This is a genomic window from Pseudomonas migulae (assembly GCF_043225285.1).
Classification (GTDB): domain Bacteria; phylum Pseudomonadota; class Gammaproteobacteria; order Pseudomonadales; family Pseudomonadaceae; genus Aquipseudomonas; species Aquipseudomonas migulae_C.
Window position 1 is genome coordinate 5,141,361 of sequence record NZ_CP171224.1, and the last position, 20,494, is coordinate 5,161,854.

Sequence of the window (20,494 nt, forward strand, 5' to 3'; positions counted from 1 at the left end):
CCATACCGGCCTCGTTTATTGTTTGCCGGCGACGACCGCCGCCAGCAGCGGCGCAGCCTGTTCATCGGTGAGCGCCGCATGGACGTGCATGTCCATCAGGTCATTCCATTGCAGCACCCACTTCTGAATCAGTACGACGTCATCGGTTTCGGCGACGCCAAAACCGGTTGAGCCGCCAACTGCATGCCAGCGGCCCAACATTTTGACGCCTGCGGGCGGTGCCCCCTTGGTTTCAAGGAAGCGCTTGATCACGCTGTTACGGTTTTCCGGGCAGATCGACCAACTGACCATGAATAACATTTGCCACCTCCTGCTACGGACTGGCACCTGTTGCTCTTCGCGCGCCTGGCTGGCGCCGGGACCACGGCCACGCCTGTTTCCCTCTCATCCTGACGGGGTAGAAACCATTTCTCCTGGAGAAGGCATAGCAGCGCGCGGCGGTTCGCGTATGACCGCTGATCCTCTTTCGTGGCAGTGGAAAAGGCGGCAGGGCGATCGGCCGTCAAGCGTCGCGCAGCAGGTCGTTGGCGTTCAGCAGTTCGTAGGCGATTTCCGGGCGCTTCTCCAGACCGTGGCGGATGGCGGTCGGGATTGCCTGGCGGGTTTTGCGGCACAGGCCCGGCTGTTCGCCGATGGTGATGGCGATACCACGCATGGTGCGGACTTCGTTGAAACCGGGTGCGATCTCTACCCGGATGCCCAGTTGCTCGAACATCCGCTGCTGCATTCGTTCGAGGTCGCTCAGGCTCTGGAGGTTTTCCAGGCGTTCGATCAGGCGTTTTTCCTCGGCACGCGTCAAAAACAGGATACGCAGATCCGCGCCCGGTGTTTCCAGCAGCGGTTCACGCTCGCAGGTGCAGGCACCGGGCGGGCAGGGTTGGCGGATCGGCAGCGAGGTTGTCATAGCGCTCAATCATAGAGCGCCCTGCGACGATTTGCCCATAGCCTTTTATGACAGGTTCGCGTCATTGAGGCAGGGGGAAAAAAGCCACTTCTGAAGCAATTCATAGGCATAGCGCGCCCATCCTCGAACGGCCTTTAACGTCGTTAATTTGACGCCATCTGCTACGGTTTTTTATTTTATTTTATTGTCGTGACGGGCTATTGACGTACTGGCTATGTGCTTATAGTCTGCTTCAAAACCGGTAGCGATTCCTTCGTCCGACAACAGAAAAAACCTCAGTGTGCAGGGAGGCGGTCTTATGCGTAAGTCACTTGTCCTAAAATGCGTTTTGTTGTCGGTGCTCTTTAATGGTGCGGCGATTGCCACTGCGCAGGCGAGCAATTTGGCCCATGAAATTAGTCGCATAGGCAATTCCTGCGAAGAATCCGGTGCTCAGGTGGGCATGGCCGTTGAAAAACAGGGTGGGGCTCCCTTTACTGTCGGTGAGGGCCTCGGCGCTCCAACTTCAGTCGGTGATACTTACTTCACCGATAATACAAAAGATCAGTTAAACAGCCTCGTTGAGTCGGCTTCCAAAGTGGGGGCGACCGTCAATAGTTCTTCCTGCGACGGATTAATGGCGGAACTTGCCAACAGCAAATTCGCGGCGAATACAGATGCGCAAAGTAAGGTTCTGGGTGGTGTATCCGAAGCCTTCGTCAATCAACCGAACGCGGTTTCGCTGCCTGCAGCAGCCTGGTTGTTCTCGTCCGCACTGTTGGGTTTTGTAGTGGTCGCCAATCGCCGGAAGGTTTAATGGCGTTACGCTTTTGTTGATGACTATATATAGCAAGGGCAGTAGCGCTTGATATCAATTTGATACTTTTATAGTGGCACCGTAATAAAAGCTTTATTGAGTGTGTTTGGCGATGTAGTTGCTGAATGACGGACTCTGAAGATTAGGGTGCTATTAATTTGGCGTACAAGCATCGGGGGCAATATGTTTGATTACAAGTTGCTGTTATGTAAAAAACTCCCTTTCCCGATGCCTGCCATACAGGCCGTTCTCTCCTTGGGCCTGCATAAACTGGCCGCCGTCAAACTCGAAAAACCGCTCCTTCAACGTTTCCTCGACGTGAGCATGCGTGAGCGTGATTTGCTCCCGTTTTTGTGCAAAACTCCTTGCAAGGCTATCTAGGCGGAGGGATCCCGATGTTGCGTTTCTGGTTACCAGTGGTCTGCGCACTGGCAGTAGTACCAAACATTTCCAATGCGGCCGAAAACGACGCGGCTTACCGGCTGAGTCCGGGTGACAAGCTTGCGGTTTCCGTTTGGGGCGAAGACAAGCTCAAACAGGATGTCATCGTTCTTCCCAACGGCAGCATTACCTTTCCATTGGCTGGGCAGGTCGACGTAGCGGGTCTGGATACCACCGCTGTCGAAGAAAAAATTGCCGCCAAACTCGTCAAGTACATACCTGATCCCCAGGTGAGCGTCGTTGTCACGGGCACTGAAGGCAATCTTGTCTACGTGCAGGGCAAGGTGCTGAAGCCCGGCAGTGTCCATCTGACAGGCCGGACGTCGGTGCTGCAGGTGTTGAGCATGGCGGGCGGACTCGACAAGTTTGCTGCCAAGAATGACATCAAGGTCGTACGGCTCAATGGGTCGAAACAACAGATCCTGCCCGTCGATTACAGCGAGTTGATGTCCGGTAGCGACATGACCACCAACTACATTCTAGAGGCCGGCGATACGCTGGTAGTGCCTTAGCCTTGCGCGATGTTCGGGGGATTATCGTGCATACGCTGAGGACGACCCGGATTGCAACGGCAATCCTGATCCTGCCTTGTTCTGGTATGGCGCAGGCGGCTGTCTGGCAATCGTCCATCGCGGTGCCTTCGACGGTCGAGTACGACAGCAATCCGACGCTGGCGACCAGTGGCGAGAAGGGCGTGACGCGTACCATCATCGCGCCCGATTTCAATCTCGTGGGGACGTCCGGCCGGGATGAATTCCAGTTCGGCCTCGGCGTGTACGTCGTGCGTTCGTCCGATACGTCAATTGTCACGGACCGTGAAGATCCCCGGCTGAAGCTGGGGTGGCAACGCGAGACTGAAACCGGCGCCTTCGGGCTGACGGCGAGGTATGAAGAAAGCTCGACGCTGTCCTCGACGGTTCAGGAAACCGGCGTAGTCGTTCCCGATGGCACGCAAAAGATGACGTCGCTGGAGGGCAATTGGCGCACGGCGCTGAGCGAGCGCGGGACCCTGTCTAACGACATCGAATACAGGCACGTCACTTACGACATTGATTCACTGACCAATTATGACGAGCTGTCGAACCGCGTGAGCTATACCTATGCGTGGAGCGAGCGCATGGAGCTGTTCACCCGTTTGGGCGTGAAGCGCTATGAGCCCGATAATGGATTGACCGCGGTCTCCTCGAACAGCTACACCCCCGATGTCGGCATGAACTATCAGTTCTCCGAGCGGCTCAGGGGGACGGTGTACGTGGGGGTCAATGAGGAATCCAATGCGGACAGCGGTCCGAGTGCGCAGGGCGGTCTGAGCTTGAACTACAGCGGTGAACGTGTGGATGCGGGCGTCGACGCCAGTCGAAATACCATTGCCAGCGGTGACGGTGGTTTCGTCGAGGTGGATAGTTTGAGCGGTATCTGGAGCTATGCCATCGATGAGACCCGACGCGCCGGTTTTGCTGCCTCCTGGCAAGACTCCAAGGGCCAGACGCCTAACACCCTGCGCAATTACAGCGCCTGGTTTAGTCAGGAGCTCTCGCCTTTTTGGATCGCACGCCTATCCTACACATACAAAGAGCGCCAGCAGGATAGCTTGCCGGATGCTACTGCAAACGTCGTCGGGTTGACGGTAACTTACAGTTACCCCGGTTTCTGAAATTCTGTTGTGTGAGAAATATGGCCTCTGAATACGAAATGTCGGTCAACGACTACATCGCTATCATCAAGCACCATGCTCTGCTGTTGATCATCAGCGGCGCGGTCATACTCGGTGCGTGCGTTGCAGTCGCAATCTCCCTCCCACCCACGTTCGAGTCATCCGGCACGATTCTGATCGAATCGCAGCAGATCTCGCCTGATCTGGTCGCCGCGAACAACAACACCTTTGCCGACGAGCGCATCGAAGTCATTCGCCAGCGTGTGATGACCCGTGAAAATCTGGTTGCGATCATCGACAAATACAATCTGTTCTCTGCGTCGGGCCGGCAACTGAGCGTTTCCGATAAAGTCGAGGAGATGCGCAACGCGATTGGCGTCACGCTCGTCAGCGCTGCGGTCAAGGGGCGCGGTGAAGTGACGATCGCGTTTCGTCTTTCCTTTGAGGATCGTTCGCCAGAAATCGCCAATAAAGTGGCTAACGAACTGGTCACGCTGTTCCTGAATGAGAACATCAGGCAGCGCACCGAGCGCGCCAGTGAAAACACCGAGTTCGTCAAGCAAGAGGCCGACAAGCTCGAGGTTGCCCTGAACGCCCAGGACAATCTGGTGGCGGACTACAAGCAGAAGCACAGTGATGCGCTGCCCGAGCACCAAGAGTTGCGCATGAGCATGTTGGCGCGCGCCGAAACCGAGCTCAAAGAGGTCGAGCGTGATTACAAGTCGGCTCGTGAGGAACTGCGTTTCAACGAGTTGGAGCTGACCTCCGCTGCTGCGGGCGTGGCCAAGCCCGGTGCAGTTGCCGCCGCTGACAAGCCACAGGATCTGGGCAGCCTCAAGGCGGAATATGCCCGTTTGTTGACGCTGTATACCGAAGCTCACCCCGATGTGCGTGCCGTGAAACGCAAGATTGCCGCACTTGAGGCGAACAAGTCGTTGGCGGGAAGTTCGGCCGCGCCTGTCAGCATGGACGTAGCCAAGGCTCAGACGCAGATCGCCGCCACCCAGGCGCGTATCCAGTCGCTGGCCGATCAGAAACAGCAGACGCTGAAGAAAATATCCGAGTACGAAGCACAGATTATTGAAACGCCTCAGGTCGAGCGCGGCCTGATCACGCTGATGCGCGATCATGAGAACGCGAAGAAGAAGTATGAGGAAATGCGCGCCAAGGAAATGAGCGCAAGAATTTCCGAAAGCCTGGAACAGGAAAACAAAGCCGAGCGGTTTGTTCTTCTCGAATCACCACTGATGCCCGAAAGGCCGATCAAACCGAATCGCAAGAAAGTGGTTGCGATGGGGCTGGTTCTCGCCCCCGTGGGCGCCGGTGCACTGGTGATGCTGCTTGAGCTGATCAGCCCGCGGGTACGAGGTGCGGAAGCACTGGCCAGCGTGCTGGGCAAACGTGTATTGGTCTCCATTCCCTACATTCACACCCGAGCGGAACTGGCACGCCGCAAGCAATGGCGAGTGCGATTGCTCATCAGTGGACTCGTGATTTTCGCGATCTTCCTGGTGCTGCTGCACTTCCTCTACATGCCCCTGGATCTTTTGATTTTCAAAGCTCTGGGCCGGTTTGCATAAGGAATTATAGTGATGGACATTATCAAGCCCGATGCCGACAAGGCCGAGCAACCGACCTCGTCGAAAGCGATGACACCGACCGGGCAGTCAGCGGGGCTGAATGCGCTCAGTTACGTGCAAACCAAGGTTGTCCCGTTGCGCCCCGACCACCTCGAGCGCCACCGCATTGTCGCGTACAACAAGAATTCGAACATGGGCGGGGCTTTCGATCTGCTGCGTACGCAAGTTCTGAAAATCATGGAAGAGAATGGCTGGCGCACGCTGGCCATCACCTCGCCAACACCCGGGGCCGGCAAGACGGTGCTGGCCATCAACCTGGCAATGAGTATCGCGCACCACACCACCAAGACTGCACTGCTGGTGGACTTCGATTTGCGTCGTCCTACGGTGGGGGCTTGCCTGGGCTTGCCCATGGAGCAATCGCTCAACGAACTGCTGAGCAATAAAGCCGAGCTGCATGATGTGCTGGTCAACCCGACCTTGCCGCGCTTTGTGGTTCTGCCGACTCGTGAGCCGATCCCTCTCTCCACCGAGGTGCTGTCATCGCCAGAGGTGAGTGACCTGGTGTCCGATCTGCGCGAACGCTACAACTCGCGGATCGTGATTTTCGACCTGCCGCCCATCCTGAGTTCGGACGATGTCATCACCGTCCTGCCGAAATTCGATTGCGTGTTGCTGGTGGTTGCCAATGGCATGAACAGCAACAAGGAAATCGAGGAAAGCCTGCATCACCTGGGGGCTGCCAATCTGATTGGTACGGTGCTGAACAAGGCCGAACCGCAAAACCGCTCTTACTACTAGAGCGTCACCCCCTGGCGCCGGGCATTACGCGACAGCGCTGATGCCTAGTGCCAAGGGTGTTTCCTTTCCCAGGCCCATGCGTGCGTCACGATCTGTTCGAGTGACGCGTACTGCGGTTGCCAGCCAAGAATTGCGTTGGCCCTTTTGGGGTCGGCTACGAGGCGTGGCGGATCCCCGGCGCGGCGCGGCGCATAGCTTACATGGATATCCTGGCCCGTCACCCGGCGTGCGGTGTCTATCACCTGTTGCACCGAAAATCCTTGGCCGTTACCGAGGTTGAACGCCGTGCTTGCTCCGCCAGCCAACAGATAATCTACGGCCAGTGCGTGTGCTGCGACCAGGTCGGCGACGTGGACGTAATCGCGAATACAGGTGCCATCGGGCGTGTCGTAATCCCGACCGTAGACGGTGATGGACGCGCGTCGACCAGAGGCTGCCTGCAGGATCAGTGGCAGCAGATGGGTTTCCGGTTCATGGCGTTCACCCAGCTGGCCTTCAGGGTCTGCGCCGGCGGCGTTGAAGTAGCGCAGACAGACCGACTTGAGGCCATAGGCGCGATCGAAATCCTCCAGCACCTGCTCGACCATCCACTTGCTGCGGCCATAAGGATTGATTGCAGCCTTCGGGTGGTCTTCGTCGATCGGCACATACACCGGGTCGCCATAAACGGCAGCGGTGGAGGAAAAGATGAAATTCCTGACGTTCGCACGAACCATGGCTTGCAGCAGCGTCAGGGTGGCGGACAGGTTGTTTTGATAATACTTGGCCGGCTCGGTAACGGATTCGCCGACCTGTATGAATGAAGCGAAGTGGAACACCGCGTCAAAATGATGAGCGGCAAACAGATCGTCAAGGGCCTGTGAGTCGGCGATATCCAGTTCGACCAGCTTCCCGCCCGTCAATGCGCTGCGATAGCCCGTGGAAAAATTGTCGGCGACCACCAGGTCGTGGCCGGCGCGCAGCAGCTGTTTGACCATGTGCGAGCCGATGTAACCTGCGCCACCCACCACCAAAAAATTCATCCTGTCCTCCTGGAGCTAATACTGTGCAAACGCACATTCTGACATCAGCGAGCAGCACTTTTCCTTAAAAACAACCAGCCGGATGCCTGCTGTCCATCGAACTTGATGGTGTAGCGGCCATCCGCGTAGGTGGCGGGCAGCTTTTTCAGTTGCGCGGTAAACAACGTCAAGCCCGGCGGTGCCTGAATGCTCAGCGAGCCGGCCAGTGGCTCCACATAATAGGGTGGTCGTTCTTCTTCATTTGGAACGGCGCGGGCACCCAGCGAAATCATCAGGTCCTGGGATTGGCCCAGAGGCGTGTCGTTCAGGCTTTGCACCACCACACTGGCGTTCGCAGTCGTCGCATTCACTTGAATGTTGCCGAGGCTGATCGACTCGCCACCGATCCAGCCGGTGGCTGCCTGGGTACGCGGCGTGTTGATGGTGTAAACGCCGCGTTTCCAGTTGCGCTTCAGTTCACCGGTGTCGGAAATGGACTCGCTGGCATTGGCGTCCAGCAGCGACTGGCCAGGATCATGAAACACCTGGGCATCGCTCGCGCTCGCACCCGTCTGCAGCCACGGCAGTTCCGGTGTCTGTGGCATGGCGATTTGCAGTTTGCCTTTCTCCATGGCGGTGCGCAGCAACACGGAGTCGGTGGGTTTGATCGATTGGTTGAACAGGGTTGCCGGCGTCGGCGCGAAGACATAGGTGGTCTTCGCCTCACTGACGTCGCCGCGGCGGTAAAGCAGGGCGGCGGCGGGGAGGGTGGCCAGCAGCGCAGGGTCGTTGTAGGCGTTCCAGTTGCCGACCGTCATCCACCCACCGGTCATTCCATCCTGGGTGTAGGCATATTGCATCAACGCATCCCAGCCCTGATAACTGGCGGTGCCGGCCATGTAGAGGGGCACCGAGTGGCGATCGGGTGTCGGAAAGGGCTCGCTGTTCCACTCGGTGACGGTCAGTGGTTTGCCGGTCACCTGGCCGGCGCCGATCCAGTTGACGATGCCGGGGGTGGTGAGCGGGTTTTTCTCGAGCTGGCCCACGCCGCCGTAGCTGTGGACGTCGATGATGTCGCCGGAGGTCAGGGCCGGCAGGGCGTTGAGGCCATCTCCGCCCCAGCTGCTGGTCGTGGCGATGGGCACCTTCACGCCCAGATCACGCATGTGCTTGATCATGTCGACGTTGAAACGTCGTTCCAGATCGTTGAGGAACATTTTCGAGGGGCCAAACTCCCAGGCGCGCCAGGTCTGGTTTGCGGACAGTTTGTGCTGGCTGGCAAACGCCTGTGCCTCGGCCATGTAAACCTTGCTGTGCTTGGGCACGTCCTTGTCTGGCAGCAACGCATTGCCAAAGTGATTGGTGAGGTCGTTTTCGTTGGTGATCAGCATTGCGGCGATCGCCGGATCGTCTTTGTAGGCGAGGCCGGTGAAGGTGTTGACGTGGGTCAGGTAGTCCGCCGCGAAGCGCTTCATCGCTTGTTGAATGGTGATGTTCACATAGTTATAGCCTTTGAGGCCGGCGTTGCCATGTTCATCTTTTGGCATCTCTTCGAAGCCATAAATGTTGTCTTTGGCCGTAAACGCTCGCTCGACGTGCATGTCGAGCCAGACATAAATGCCCTCGTCTTTCAGGCACTTGATCCACCAGTCGAGTTTTTTCAGCGACTCCGGGCTGGGGCGTGAGGTGTCAGGATTGGGCGCTGCGCCGAAAATATTCGGGCCGACCCACGGGGAATCATGGTGGTGCAGACGCACGAGATTGAAACCCAGTGCGGACAGGCGTTTGGCCTGCAGCTTGATCTCATCCTCCGGCGTGCTGAACAGTGCGTAAGCCGACACGTTGGTGCCCCAGAAGCGCGCCGGCGTATTGTCGGCGAACACCAGCTGCTCGCCGGAGGCTTTGACGAAGCCGCGTTTGCCGGCCGGTTTTTCGCTGGCGTTCAGGAAGGTCAGGTCGACCGGCGAGGTCTTCCAGTCGATCTTGTCGGTCGGCCAGGTTTTTGGATCGGCCAGGCCAAAACGCTCGCTGGTGGTGGGGCCGAGGGGCACGTCACCGGAGACGGTCAGGGTCGCCTTGAAGTTCTGGTGGCCGGGCTTGATCGAGTCTTTGTAGAAAAAAGCCCGTATTTCAGAGCCATCGCCCGGTTCAAGGAATACACGCGCCAGCGCCGGCTCGAAACGCATTTCGACGCGTCGGCCTTGTGCATTGCCCCAGGCCCAACCCTTGTTGTCGGCCAGTAAGACCGGCTTGCCCATGTCCCCGTTGAACAGCGCCGGGTCGAAGTTGAACACGAAACCGCCACCGATCACGTCCGGCTTCGCACTGCGTGCGTCCAGGGCGACATCCCAGGTCAGTTGCTGCGCACCTTCCTTCCGGATTTTTGCAGCCAGATCGAAATCCAGCGTCTGGTTCTGGCCGACGAGGGAGTAGTTGTAGGGGGCGTTGGTCGTGAACTTCGTTGGAAAAGACGTCCAGCCGTAGTTGCTTTCAAAGAACACGAACGAAGACGCCATGGCGGGGCTGCCGCCATACATCAGGGTGGGCAGGCCGCTTTTTTCATCGACACTGGCGACCCAGTCGGAAGCCCAGGTGTTCAGTGGCCAGACAACAACAGACAACAAAACCGGAAGCAGCAAGCGGGTGCGGCGGAAAAAATGGGCCATGGGTTTACCGGAGTTGGAGGTGGGCACTCGCAGTGACTGCAGGCGAGGTGTGTTTGCTGCGCTTGAGGTTTCGCGCCATCTGGGCATAAGCAACGCCCAGTCCGGCAACCGACCAGTACACCACGGGGATCACCGTGATGCTGCTGACGGTAAAGATGGTGACCAATATGCCAGCGAGCGTCGCGAAGAGTGCTCGTCCAAGCCGACGCATTTCATCGTCTTTGTTGGGGAACGCGCGCATGCCCTTGCGAATGCCGTACAGCGCCGTAGCGAAAAAGCCCACGAAAGCCGCCAATCCAATCAAACCGTAGGAAAGCGCCACGCCTAGGTAGGTGTTGACGATGTCGATGATCCCTTCGCCCTGAATCATGGACTGCATTTCGGGCGTGTTGCGGTAGTCAAAGGCGCCCAGCCAGAGGTTGCGCTGGATAACGATCATGGAGTTGTCGAGCAGGCGTTCGCGGTAAGTGATGTTCTCGACATCCACCGAACCAATGAACGGCAGCAGGTCCAGCACTTTTTGCCCGCCGGGCACGATCGCCAGCACGGGGAGGGCGAGTACGCCGACCAGCGCCAGCAGCATCAGGCGTTTGACCGCGCTCCTGCCGGTGGCGATGTAGACCATGAGCATCGCCGCTGCACCAATCCACGGACCACGGGACAGCGGCGCAAACAGTCCGCCGGCGAGCAGGAGAGCACCGAGGCGTTGCTGAAGGCGACTGCGCACGCCTTCCTGCAAAAACAGGTAGAAACCGATCGCCGTGCTGATGACCAGTCCCAACGCAATCGCCTGACCGGTGGTGACGCTGGCCCTTAGCAAGCCCCCTCGGCTCAGGTAGCTGGACATTTCCCATTCCATGCCCAGGGCATTGATGAGTGCGCTGTAGAGCAGCCAGTTGCGGGCAAATTCGAAAAGCCCGATCAGTGACATCGCCATGGCCGCCAGGACGAAGGCCAGCAGCGCATCCTTGAAGTCGCTGAGGTTTTTCAACGCCCGGCTGGCGACGTAGTAAGGCAGGAAAACGTCGGTGAACTGGTAGAGCGTCTGGCGCAACGTGTCGGTGACGGTGGTTTCGCGCAGTAAAAGCAGGCTCGTCATGATCAGGTAGGCGGCCAGCAGCTTGTCTGGCCAGGTACGCCCGAACCCCAGTGTGTCGGCTCGCCTGCGCAATGAGAAAAACGCTGGCAGCAGGACGCACAACGCCAGCAGCCGAACATAGTTGAGGTCGAAAAAATAATTCATCAGGCCGAAGCCGGGAATTCGCGCCTGGGCTGGCGGGACCAGGAACATCAGAATAAAAAACAGTGAAACGGGGTTATGTTCGCGTTTTTGTGCGACGCTCAGGATGACCGTCGTGACGGCTGCATACACCCAGAAACTATGGGAAATAAAAGCCAGGATGGTCAGCACGAACCACAGATTGCGCCGACGGGTGAAGTCGTTTTGAGGAATCAGATCGACTGCCGCCCGGCGTGCCATGGCAAAGACAACGCCGGCAAGCACCAGGATGACGACTAACGCGCGAATGTGTTCAGGCATGGGTTATCTGGCTTGCTTGATGGGTGAATGACAGATACTAGTAGAATGGCAAAGTGCGACTATAGTACCTTTTTGTGTCATTGAGTCCGGGGTTGTTGTGATGCCGCCAGCTGATTTATCGCCATCGTTGAGCCTGCGCAGGCGAGCAATATTTGCCGGGGTGTGGAATCTGGGGGCGCTGGTGACGTCTCAGGCCATTCGCCTGGGGGGCAATCTGATCATGGCCCGTCTGTTGATGCCGGAAATGTTTGGCATCATGGTCATCGCCACCACCGTCTCGGTGGTCCTTCATTTGCTGTCCGATGTCGGCTTTCGCCAGAACATCATCCAGAGTCCGCGGGGCGACGATCCGGCGTTTCTCAATACCGTGTGGACGGTGCAAATCATTCGGGGCTTCATCCTTTTCGCCTTCACATTGCTGATCGCGGGATTATCCTGGTTCACCCAACTTATCCATATGTGGTCGGAACATTCCACCTACGCCGCACCGCAGTTGCCGTTGGTGCTGGCCGTGACGGGGATTTCCGCGATCATCTACGGCTTCCAGTCGACCAAGGTCGATGTCGCCGTTCGCGACTTCCAGCAGAAAAAGGTCGTGCTCGCCGAGTTCGCGTCTCAACTGGCCGGCCTGCTGGTGATGCTGGTCATCGGTTATTTCACCCGGTCGATCTGGGCGCTGGTGGGTTCCGGCCTGGTCGCCGCTCTGGTCATGACGCTGCTTGGACATTTCTGGTTTCCGGGGGCGCCCAACCGCCTGCACTGGGATCGCTCGGCGCTTCAGGAAGTGGTGGTCTTCGGCCGTTGGATGTTGCTGTCTTCGGCGGTGGGCGTACTGGCCATGAACGGTGATCGCATCTGGTTCGGCGGCACCATGTCGGCCAATGAACTGGGGGTCTTTTCGATTGCCGTGCTGATCCTCGGTGCGCTGCAACTTGGCATGGCAAGGTTGCTCGGCGCTGTGGCACTGCCAGCCTTCAGCGAAGCGGCCCGAACCAATGACATCCCGCGGCTGCATGTCTTGTATGACCGCTTCAAATTGATGTTCGATCTGGTCTCTCTGTTTCTCTGCGGGTTTTTCTGGGTCATCAGTCCGCTGCTGATCAGCCTTTTGTACGATGAACGTTATGCCGACGCCGGCCACATGCTGGCTATTCTTTCGTTGTCTTTTTTCACCTGGCGCTTCGCCGTGGCGCACCAGGTCTGGCTGGCCCTTGGGCTTACAAAGTACCAGGCCATGGATAACATCATCCGTGCCGTCTCGTTATGGGTGTTGTTGCCGCTGTTGCTGGCGATGGGTGGCGTGGAGTATGCGATCTGGGGTGTCGCCCTGCATGCCTTGCCAACGTTGATTCTGGTGGTATACGTCAATCGCAAGGTCGGTTTGTTCAATCTCAAGCGTGAACTCATCGTCCTGCCGATGGCGTTGGCAGGACTGGTGTGCGGGGAAATGGTGCTGGGGTTGGCCGACTGGTTCTTACATTGATATCGGGGAGCTTTGAATCATGAATGAACTTGATTTGAGTACCTCTGCGATGGACCGCAGAGAGTTCCTCCAGGCGTGTGCCTTGTTGAGCCTTGGGGGGCTCATCTTTGGATGCTCAGAGGCCGTTGCCCGGCCTGCCGTCGTGAAGTCCGAATACATTGTCGTCAACGGATGGGTCCTGCCAGCCCAGCACTTTCAGCCAGCGCAAACATGATCAAAGACTACCAATCGCACAAAGAGCTGCGTGATTTTTATGACGTCTGCATCATCGGTGCGGGGCCGGCCGGCATTACGCTGGCCTTGCGTTTAGCCGGTAAGGGCAGACGCGTGCTGCTGCTGGAGGGCGGGGGGCACGAGTATTCGCAAAACTCGCAAAACCTCTATCTGTGCCCATCGACCGGCCTTGAGGTCTACGCAGAGGAAACCCGTCTGCGTTATCTGGGCGGGACGTCCAATCACTGGTCCGGGCGTTGCCGTCCTTTCGAACACTCGGATTTCAGCGTGGCGCCTCCCGTGAACATGCCCGGTTGGCCCATCGCGTTTTCCGAGATGGAGCGTCATCTGCCGCAAGCCATGGCGATTGTGGATCTTGTGCCGCAATCCGCCTTCAAGGCCATCAACGCGTCGCTGGACGGTGCCGACTTTGAAGCGGATCGTTTCCTGCTCAGCCCGCCGACGCGGTTCGCGCAGAAATACGCCAGGGAGCTCAACGAGACCGAGGGGCTTGATGTCTTCATCAATTGCAACTGCGTCGATCTCGAGTTTGACAGCAAGTCCGGGCGCATCGCGACGATCGTCGTGTCGGACTACGAATTGCGTCAAGAGCGAGTCAAGGCAAAACAGTTCATTCTGGCGACGGGTGCGATCGAGAACGCCAGGCAACTGCTCAACAGCGAGTCGCTGGTAGCGGGCGGCATCGTCAGAGAGGACGGACTGGTCGGCAAATGTTTCATGGAACACCTGAATGTCGAGCTCGGTACCTTCATCCTGAAAGACGGGCAGGAGAAGAATTCGCGAGAGTATTTTACGACCGATGCCTTCGTCATGGCGCACAAGGCCGGTAAAGGGAACGTTGCCATCTCACTGGTATCAGAAGTCAAAACCTACGGGCGAATGGCGGCGATCAAGAGCTTTTTCGAGAACCTCGTCTGCGATGTGGGCGTTGAGCAAAAGATCGAATTCATTACCAAATTTGACTGCCCTGGCGATGGCGTGATCGGCACGTTGATCGAGCAGTTCCCCAACCCCGGCAGCCGTGTTTCGTTGCTCGCTGAGCGAGATGCATTGGGGATGCGCAAGGCGACGGTTCACTGGGAATTGAGTCCGGCAGACCGGGATACCGTCAAATCCATTGGCCTGGAAATGGCCAAGTGTTTCGCTGACACCGGGTTGGGCCTTGTCAAACTGGAGCAGTGCGTTTATGACGAGACGGTGCCATTGAAGGTCAACCCCCATGCTCATCACATGGGGACCACGCGGATGGCGGCAGCACCGGAGTTCGGGGTGGTCGACGAGAACTGCAAAGTGTTCGGCGTCGAGAATCTTCACATCGCGGGCAGCAGCGTCTTTGCGACGGGAGGTGCGAGCAATCCGACGATGCCGCTTTTGCAGCTCGCACTCAGGCTGGCTGAGCATATGGAGACTATAAGTTAGGTGTATTGGTTTTTTCCTGATTGATGCTCGTCTGGATGTGGCTTGATAAAAAGTTGCCTGGCTGGATGTGTATTGGAATTTAGTAGCCAGCCTCCGGTGTTCAGGAGGGAAATGGAGATAGTCTTTTGAAAGTGACTTTTGTATTGAGCGTGGCGAGCATGTCGGGCGGGATTCGCGTCGTTACTATCTACGCCGAGGCATTGGTCAGAGCCGGACACGAAGTGACCCTCGTTTCGCTGCCTTATCCTGCCATTCCGCTGCGCCGAAAGATCAAGAGCTTTGTCACCGGTAAAGGCTGGCTGGAAACCCCGGTCATTCCATCCTATCTGGACGATATGGATCTCGATCACCGTGTGGTCGAGAAATACCGGCCGATTGTGGAGTCGGATGTTCCGGATGCCGACGTGGTCATTGCCACCTGGTGGGAAACGGCTGAATGGGTCAATGCCCTGAGTCCGGCCAAGGGCGAGAAAGTGTATTTCGTGCAAGGGCATGAGGTGTTTCCTTTCTGCCCGATCGACAGGGTCATGGCAACGTACAAAATGCCCCTGCACAAAATCACCATTTCCCAATGGCTGGCGGACTTGATGCGCGTGGAGTATGGCGACGCTGATGTCGATCTGGTTCCGAACAGCGTCGATCACCAACAGTTCTTCTCTACACCAAGGGCGAAACAGCCGCGCCCGACCATCGGTTTCCTGTATCACGAAACGCCATTGAAGGGGCTCGACGTGACGCTCGAAGTCATTTCGGCGCTCGAGAAAAAATACCCGACGCTGCGTGTCATTTCCTTTGGCAGTTTTGCGCCCACGGGGTTGTTCCCCTTGCCGGCGAGTGTCGAGTTCCATCTGGCTCCGGATCAGGAGCATATTCGCGATCTCTACACACAATGTGATGTCTGGCTCGCATCAAGCCGCAGTGAGGGCTTTAATCTGACGGCAATGGAAGCCATGGCCTGCAGGACGCCGGTGGTATCAACGCGGACCGGATGGCCGATGGAAGCAATATCCAGTAAAAACGGTGTGCTGGCAGATATCGACGATACTGACGCGCTGACTGCGGGCGTCGAGCATCTGTTGAATCTGGATGACTCGCAATGGCGTACGGTTTCAGAAGCGGCGTTTGAAACCGTGGCGTCGAGTTCCTGGGAGAAATCCGCAACATTGTTTGAAGCGGCGCTTGGCAAGGCGATTGGAAAGCGTTTGTCCGAGAAGCGGATCGCTACGCCGCAGCCTTCTGTCGTGGCGGGGCGGGGGTGATGATCGACGTTGCCTGCGCACTCGGCCGTTTCACCTTTATAAGCAGAATGGCAAAGTGCGGCTGTCAGACTTTTTCTTGTCCTTTAGTCCGGGGTTGTTGTGATGCCGCCAGCTGATGTATCGCCATCGTTGAGCCTGCGCAGGCGAGCGATATTTGCCGGGGCATGGAATCTGGGCGCACTGGTGGCCTCTCAAGGCATTCGTCTGGGCGGCAACCTGATCATGGCCCGTCTGCTGATGCCGGAGATGTTCGGCATCATGGTCATCGCCACCACAGTCTCGGTGGTGCTTCATCTGCTTTCCGATGTCGGTTTTCGCCAGAACATCATCCAGAGCCCGCGGGGCGACGATCCGGCGTTTCTCAACACGGTGTGGACGGCGCAGATCATCCGGGGGTTTGTCCTTTTCGCCTCGACCCTGCTGATTGCGGGCTTCGCCTGGTTCGCCCAATACATCCACATGTGGTCCGAGCACTCCACCTATGCGGCGCCGGAGTTGCCGTTGGTGCTGGCCGTCACGGGCATTTCCGCGGTCATCTACGGTTTTCAGTCGACCAAGGTCGACGTGGCCGTTCGCGACTTCCAGCAGAAGAAAGTGGTGCTCGCCGAGTTCGCGTCCCAGATTGCCGGATTGCTGACCATGCTGGTGATCGGTTATTTCACCCGCTCGATCTGGGCGTTGGTGGGCTCCGGATTGATCTCCGCCCTGGCGATGACGCTGCTCGGTCACTTCTGGTTTCCGGGGTCGCCCAACCGTCTGCACTGGGATCGTTCCGCGCTCCAGGAACTGGTCGTCTTCGGCCGCTGGATGCTGTTATCGTCGGCAGTGGGCGTGCTGGCCATGAACGGTGACAGGATCTGGTTCGGCGGGAGCATGTCGGCCAGCGAACTGGGGGTCTACTCCATTGCCGTGCTGTTTCTGGGGGCGTTGCAAATGGGTATGCAGCGGCTGCTCGGGGCCGTGGCGCTGCCGGCGTTCAGCGAGGCGGCACGGGTCAATGACACCGCGCGGCTGCACGCACTGTATGGCCGCTTCAAATTGATGTTCGATCTGGTCTCGCTGTTTCTCTGCGGGCTGGGCTGGGTCCTCAGCCCGTTGCTGATCCATCTTCTGTACGACGAGCGTTATGCCGGCGCAGGGGATATGCTGGCGATTCTTTCGCTGTCCTTTTTTACCTGGCGCTTTGCCGTGGCGCATCAACTCTGGCTGGCCCTGGGGCTGACCAAGTACCAGGCGATGGACAACATTATTCGCGCGGTCTCGTTGTGGGTGCTGTTGCCATTGTTGCTGGCCGTGGGCGGTGTGAAGTACGCGATTTGGGGGGTTGCCCTGCACGCCTTGCCGACATTGATCCTGGTGGTCTACGTCAACCGCAAGGTGGGCTTGTTCGATATCAAGCGTGAGCTCGTTGTCTTGCCGATGATCGTGGCAGGCATCGTGTGCGGGGAGTTGGTGTTGCGGCTGGCGAACTGGTTTTGACCACAGGCGACAATGGTCATGCCGGACGGCGGCGCGGGGGCTACGCTTAGGGGCACGAAACAAGAATCAGGGGACTCGAACCCTGGCGCAGGCGTTTATTTGAATTTTTGGGGCTGACAGGATGATTGGTCTACTGAAGCGCGCTATCGCTCATTTTGCCAGGAACACGGGACGTGGAACCTCGCTCTATAAGCGGCTGTGCAAACCGGACGGTTTTGAATGGGCTCATTTCCTGGTTCGTTGGAGATCCTTGCACTCCATCGGTGAAAACGTGTGGATCAATGTCGGGTGCAACATCACCGACCCTTCACTGGTGCGCCTCGGCAACAATGTCGGTTTATCCGATTGCACGCTGATCGGGCACGATGCCTCGGTCGCGCTTCTCAACGTGCGCTACGGGACCAAACTGGATTCCGTCGGCCCGATCGACATCCTCGATAACGTATTCATTGGCCACGGCGCGATCATCCTGCCGCGGGTGAAGATCGGTCCGAATGCGCTGGTCGCTGCCGGCGCGGTGGTGCTTCGGGATGTTCCGCCCGACGTCGTGGTCGGGGGCAACCCGGCCAGGGTGATCTGTACGCTGGAGACGTTGTTGAAGAACGTTGAAGAGCGATGCGCCGAATATCCGTGGATCGACCTCATCCGCGAGCGTAACGGTGAATTTGACCCGGTCCTCGAATCGAAGCTCAGAGTCATGCGAGCTGAATACTTTTTTGGTGAAAAATCCAATGGCTAGTGCTCCCCTGGACGTGTTGGTCGTTAACTACAACACCGCGGGCCTGTTGCAGCCCATGTTCGATGCGTTGCGCCAGCCCGACAAAACGGATCAGGCGCGCTATCTGGTGGTGGACAACGCCTCTGTCGATGACTCGCTGGAATGCCTGGCCGCTGTTTGTCCCGAGGCCTTGTTAGTAGCCAATGAAGACAATGTCGGTTTTGGTCGTGCCAACAACCAGCTGGTTGAACACCTGCAGGGCAAATACGCGCTGTTGATCAATACCGATGCCTTCGTGGCCCCGGATACCCTGAACAAGACCCTCGACTACATGGAGGCGCACCCGGATTGTGGTGTCCTCGGCGTCCGGCTGGTGGGTCGGGAGGGCGACTTGCAACCCTCGTGTCGCTATTTTCCGACGCCGTTGAACGTCTTTCTTTCACGCGCCGGGCTTGAGCGTTTTTTCCCGATGGTCAAGAGAGTCGATGACATGGCGTGGGACCATGGCTCGGTCCGCGAGTGCGACTGGGTGCCTGGCTGCTATTACCTGATTCGTCGTGAAGTCATCGACAAAGTCGGCCTGTTCGACCCGCGCTATTTCCTTTACTACGAGGAAGTGGATCACTGCAAACGCGTGAAGCAGGCGGGATGGAAGGTGGTTTTCTACCCGCACACCACCGTAGTGCATATCGGTGGCGAGAGCGCCAAGTCGGTGGATGAACTCAATGTGGCCAGCCGGCAGATTCCCAAACTGCAAATCGAAAGCGAACTTCTGTATTTCCGCAAACACCACGGTGTAGCGGGTTTGGCCTGGCATATGTTTCTCGTGTGCCTGGGTGACCTGATTCTGGCGCTCAAGGCTGTCTTGAAAGGCCGCGGCCGGGCCGCCATCGGTGCGTGTTGGGAGCATGTCCGGGTCACCTGGGCACTGTTGCGTGACACCAAATTCGCTAGCCAACCAACACGGTAGAGTCATTTATGTTCGAAAACATACGCGCGGACTTGCGTGCCTATGAAGGTGACTGGGGTGCTCAGGGCTTCTGGGTGATGCTGGTCTACCGTTTTGGGCGCTGGCGCTACGGGGTGCGACCGGCCTTGTTGAGGAAGTTGTTCTCGTTTATCTACAAGGTGCTCTTCAAGCTGGTGCAGATCGTGACGGGTATCGAACTGCCGTGCGAAGTGGTGGTTGGACGCAACTTTGTCATCGATCATTTCGGCGGAATCGTCATCAGTGGCTACGCGCAGTTTGGTGATGACTGCCGGATTCGCAACGGCGTCGTCGTGGGCCTGAAGAATGTCCAGGAACCCATCGCGCCGGTCATCGGCAACAACGTCGATATCGGCTCCGGGGCCAAGGTGCTGGGCAATATCCGCATTGGCAACAACGTGGTGATTGGCGCCAATGCCGTGGTGTTGATCGACGTCCCGGATGACTCCATCGCCGTGGGCGTTCCCGCGACCATCAAGAAACGACAGCCCGTACAGCCAAAGGAATGCTCATGAACGTTTTCGGTTGCCAGGCAAGGTGAACGCCTTGGTCAATGGCATTGGGGTCGTGGTGATCGGCCGCAATGAGGGCCAGCGGCTCGAGCGTTGCCTGGCGTCGCTGATCGGTGCGGCGGACGCAATCGTCTATGTCGACTCCGGCTCAACCGATGGTTCGGTGGCGATGGCCCGGGCGCTGGGGGTTGCGGTGGTCGAGTTGGACATGACGATCCCGTTCACGGCGGCCCGGGCCCGCAACGAAGGGTTCGCCTGTGTGCAAGGCTTGCTGCCGACGTTGCGTCATGTGCAGTTTGTCGACGGTGATTGTGAGGTTGTCGCCAGCTGGTTGCCCCGGGCCCAGGCTTTCCTCGACGCGCGGCCCGAGGTGGCGGTGGTCTGTGGCCGACGCCGAGAACGCTTTCCCCAGCGCTCGATTTACAACCTGATGTGTGACATCGAATGGGATACGCCGGTGGGAGAGGCCAGGGCGTGTGGCGGTGATGCGTTGATGCGCGCGGATGCCTTCGCCGACGTCTCCGGGTTTCGCGCCGACCTGATTGCCGGCGAAGAGCCGGAGTTGTGTGTTCGTCTACGGGCGAAGGGTTGGAAAGTCTGGCGCCTGGACGAGGAAATGACGTTGCACGACGCCGCCATGACCCGATTCGGCCAATGGTGGAAACGCACGTTGCGCGGTGGCCACGCGTTTGCCGAGGGTGCATCGCTGCACGGGGCAACGGCCGAGCAACACTGGCGACGTGAATCGCGTCGGGCCTGGTTCTGGGGATTGGGTGTGCCGCTGGCAACGCTGGTCGCCTGTGCAATGGTGGGGGCGGCGGGGCTAGTGTTGTTGCTGATCTATCCATTGCAGGTGGCGCGTCTGGCCCGCAGGGGAGGCAGATCGACACGGGAGAACTGGCTGTTGGCGTTCTTTCTCGTGTTGGGAAAATTTCCCGAGATGCTCGGGCAGGTCAAATTTCTTTTGAACAGATTCGGCGCCGGCAAGACGGCCTTGATCGAATACAAGTGAGGCGTTC

18 protein-coding genes are annotated in these 20,494 nt (G+C 58.1%); 13 read left to right on the top strand and 5 right to left on the bottom strand.

Annotated elements, in window-relative coordinates; genetic code table 11:
- Positions 1–15: 15 nt before the first annotated feature.
- Together ACF6ZU_RS23590 and ACF6ZU_RS23595 are read right to left on the bottom strand one after the other, a co-directional pair.
- On the bottom strand, positions 16–300 hold the full coding sequence (locus ACF6ZU_RS23590) for a DUF3303 domain-containing protein (RefSeq protein WP_392887492.1): 285 nt from the start codon (positions 298–300) through the stop codon (positions 16–18).
- A 202-nt stretch (positions 301–502) separates the two neighbouring features.
- Entirely contained in the window at positions 503–904 is a 402-nt protein-coding gene (locus tag ACF6ZU_RS23595; protein WP_392887494.1) for a hypothetical protein, read from the bottom strand.
- Positions 905–1,202: 298 nt separating this feature from the next.
- Here ACF6ZU_RS23595 and ACF6ZU_RS23600 point away from each other — a divergent pair, with 298 nt between their 5' ends.
- The 5 genes from ACF6ZU_RS23600 (at position 1,203) to ACF6ZU_RS23620 (ending at position 6,176) form a co-directional block, all read left to right on the top strand.
- Positions 1,203–1,700 (top strand): hypothetical protein, encoded by a 498-nt coding sequence (locus ACF6ZU_RS23600; RefSeq protein WP_392887496.1) that lies wholly within the window; start codon positions 1,203–1,205, stop codon positions 1,698–1,700.
- A 395-nt stretch (positions 1,701–2,095) separates the two neighbouring features.
- Positions 2,096–2,653, top strand: a complete 558-nt coding sequence (locus tag ACF6ZU_RS23605; RefSeq protein WP_392887498.1) for a polysaccharide biosynthesis/export family protein — start codon at positions 2,096–2,098, stop codon at positions 2,651–2,653.
- 26 nt (positions 2,654–2,679) lie between these two features.
- Positions 2,680–3,795: a hypothetical protein gene (locus ACF6ZU_RS23610; RefSeq protein ID WP_392893890.1), complete on the top strand. Its 1,116-nt coding sequence runs from the start codon at positions 2,680–2,682 to the stop codon at positions 3,793–3,795.
- Between the two features lie 20 nt (positions 3,796–3,815).
- Positions 3,816–5,375, top strand: a complete 1,560-nt coding sequence (locus tag ACF6ZU_RS23615) for a GumC family protein (RefSeq protein ID WP_392887500.1) — start codon at positions 3,816–3,818, stop codon at positions 5,373–5,375.
- Between the two features lie 69 nt (positions 5,376–5,444).
- A complete protein-coding gene (locus ACF6ZU_RS23620) occupies positions 5,445–6,176 on the top strand; it encodes a CpsD/CapB family tyrosine-protein kinase (RefSeq protein WP_392893892.1) in 732 nt (243 codons plus the stop codon).
- Between the two features lie 44 nt (positions 6,177–6,220).
- Here the strand turns inward: ACF6ZU_RS23620 and galE are convergent, their stop codons facing one another.
- From galE to ACF6ZU_RS23635, 3 genes are read right to left on the bottom strand one after another with little or no spacing between them, the layout of a single operon-like run.
- Positions 6,221–7,198 (bottom strand): UDP-glucose 4-epimerase GalE, encoded by a 978-nt coding sequence (gene galE / locus ACF6ZU_RS23625; RefSeq protein WP_392887502.1) that lies wholly within the window; start codon positions 7,196–7,198, stop codon positions 6,221–6,223.
- A 44-nt stretch (positions 7,199–7,242) separates the two neighbouring features.
- A complete protein-coding gene (locus ACF6ZU_RS23630; RefSeq protein WP_392887504.1) occupies positions 7,243–9,843 on the bottom strand; it encodes a glycosyl hydrolase family 5 in 2,601 nt (866 codons plus the stop codon).
- Positions 9,844–9,847: 4 nt separating this feature from the next.
- A complete protein-coding gene (locus ACF6ZU_RS23635; RefSeq protein ID WP_392887506.1) occupies positions 9,848–11,383 on the bottom strand; it encodes an O-antigen ligase family protein in 1,536 nt (511 codons plus the stop codon).
- 100 nt (positions 11,384–11,483) lie between these two features.
- Here ACF6ZU_RS23635 and ACF6ZU_RS23640 point away from each other — a divergent pair, with 100 nt between their 5' ends.
- The 8 genes from ACF6ZU_RS23640 (at position 11,484) to ACF6ZU_RS23675 (ending at position 20,487) form a co-directional block, all read left to right on the top strand.
- The gene (locus tag ACF6ZU_RS23640; RefSeq protein WP_392887508.1) at positions 11,484–12,866 is read left to right on the top strand and encodes an oligosaccharide flippase family protein; all 1,383 of its coding nucleotides are present in this window, start codon (positions 11,484–11,486) and stop codon (positions 12,864–12,866) included.
- Between the two features lie 210 nt (positions 12,867–13,076).
- A complete protein-coding gene (locus ACF6ZU_RS23645; RefSeq protein WP_392887509.1) occupies positions 13,077–14,519 on the top strand; it encodes an FAD-dependent oxidoreductase in 1,443 nt (480 codons plus the stop codon).
- 131 nt (positions 14,520–14,650) lie between these two features.
- On the top strand, positions 14,651–15,778 hold the full coding sequence (locus ACF6ZU_RS23650; protein ID WP_392893894.1) for a glycosyltransferase family 4 protein: 1,128 nt from the start codon (positions 14,651–14,653) through the stop codon (positions 15,776–15,778).
- Positions 15,779–15,880: 102 nt separating this feature from the next.
- Entirely contained in the window at positions 15,881–17,257 is a 1,377-nt protein-coding gene (locus tag ACF6ZU_RS23655) for an oligosaccharide flippase family protein (RefSeq protein WP_392887511.1), read from the top strand.
- Positions 17,258–17,378: 121 nt separating this feature from the next.
- Positions 17,379–17,996, top strand: coding sequence for an acyltransferase (locus ACF6ZU_RS23660; RefSeq protein ID WP_392887513.1), 618 nt, complete (start codon positions 17,379–17,381; stop codon positions 17,994–17,996).
- A complete protein-coding gene (locus tag ACF6ZU_RS23665; protein WP_392887515.1) occupies positions 17,989–18,945 on the top strand; it encodes a glycosyltransferase family 2 protein in 957 nt (318 codons plus the stop codon). Before ACF6ZU_RS23660 ends, ACF6ZU_RS23665 begins: the two co-directional genes overlap by 8 nt.
- A gap of 8 nt (positions 18,946–18,953) precedes the next feature.
- On the top strand, positions 18,954–19,478 hold the full coding sequence (locus ACF6ZU_RS23670) for a serine O-acetyltransferase (protein WP_392887517.1): 525 nt from the start codon (positions 18,954–18,956) through the stop codon (positions 19,476–19,478).
- Positions 19,479–19,509: 31 nt separating this feature from the next.
- Positions 19,510–20,487: a glycosyltransferase family 2 protein gene (locus ACF6ZU_RS23675; RefSeq protein ID WP_392887519.1), complete on the top strand. Its 978-nt coding sequence runs from the start codon at positions 19,510–19,512 to the stop codon at positions 20,485–20,487.
- Positions 20,488–20,494 lie beyond the last annotated feature (7 nt).

What these genes read in the sequence shown, in the direction of transcription:
- ACF6ZU_RS23640 (WP_392887508.1), top strand. Translation starts at nt 11,484, where the DNA reads ATGCCGCCAGCTGATTTATCGCCATCGTTGAGCCTGCGCAGGCGAGCA.
- ACF6ZU_RS23620 (WP_392893892.1), top strand. Translation starts at nt 5,445, where the DNA reads ATGACACCGACCGGGCAGTCAGCGGGGCTGAATGCGCTCAGTTACGTG.
- ACF6ZU_RS23660 (WP_392887513.1), top strand. Translation starts at nt 17,379, where the DNA reads ATGATTGGTCTACTGAAGCGCGCTATCGCTCATTTTGCCAGGAACACG.
- ACF6ZU_RS23645 (WP_392887509.1), top strand. Translation starts at nt 13,077, where the DNA reads ATGATCAAAGACTACCAATCGCACAAAGAGCTGCGTGATTTTTATGAC.
- ACF6ZU_RS23670 (WP_392887517.1), top strand. Translation starts at nt 18,954, where the DNA reads ATGTTCGAAAACATACGCGCGGACTTGCGTGCCTATGAAGGTGACTGG.
- ACF6ZU_RS23635 (WP_392887506.1), bottom strand. Translation starts at nt 11,383, where the DNA reads ATGCCTGAACACATTCGCGCGTTAGTCGTCATCCTGGTGCTTGCCGGC.
- ACF6ZU_RS23605 (WP_392887498.1), top strand. Translation starts at nt 2,096, where the DNA reads ATGTTGCGTTTCTGGTTACCAGTGGTCTGCGCACTGGCAGTAGTACCA.
- ACF6ZU_RS23655 (WP_392887511.1), top strand. Translation starts at nt 15,881, where the DNA reads ATGCCGCCAGCTGATGTATCGCCATCGTTGAGCCTGCGCAGGCGAGCG.
- ACF6ZU_RS23595 (WP_392887494.1), bottom strand. Translation starts at nt 904, where the DNA reads ATGACAACCTCGCTGCCGATCCGCCAACCCTGCCCGCCCGGTGCCTGC.
- galE (WP_392887502.1), bottom strand. Translation starts at nt 7,198, where the DNA reads ATGAATTTTTTGGTGGTGGGTGGCGCAGGTTACATCGGCTCGCACATG.
- ACF6ZU_RS23590 (WP_392887492.1), bottom strand. Translation starts at nt 300, where the DNA reads ATGTTATTCATGGTCAGTTGGTCGATCTGCCCGGAAAACCGTAACAGC.
- ACF6ZU_RS23600 (WP_392887496.1), top strand. Translation starts at nt 1,203, where the DNA reads ATGCGTAAGTCACTTGTCCTAAAATGCGTTTTGTTGTCGGTGCTCTTT.
- ACF6ZU_RS23630 (WP_392887504.1), bottom strand. Translation starts at nt 9,843, where the DNA reads ATGGCCCATTTTTTCCGCCGCACCCGCTTGCTGCTTCCGGTTTTGTTG.
- ACF6ZU_RS23615 (WP_392887500.1), top strand. Translation starts at nt 3,816, where the DNA reads ATGGCCTCTGAATACGAAATGTCGGTCAACGACTACATCGCTATCATC.
- ACF6ZU_RS23665 (WP_392887515.1), top strand. Translation starts at nt 17,989, where the DNA reads ATGGCTAGTGCTCCCCTGGACGTGTTGGTCGTTAACTACAACACCGCG.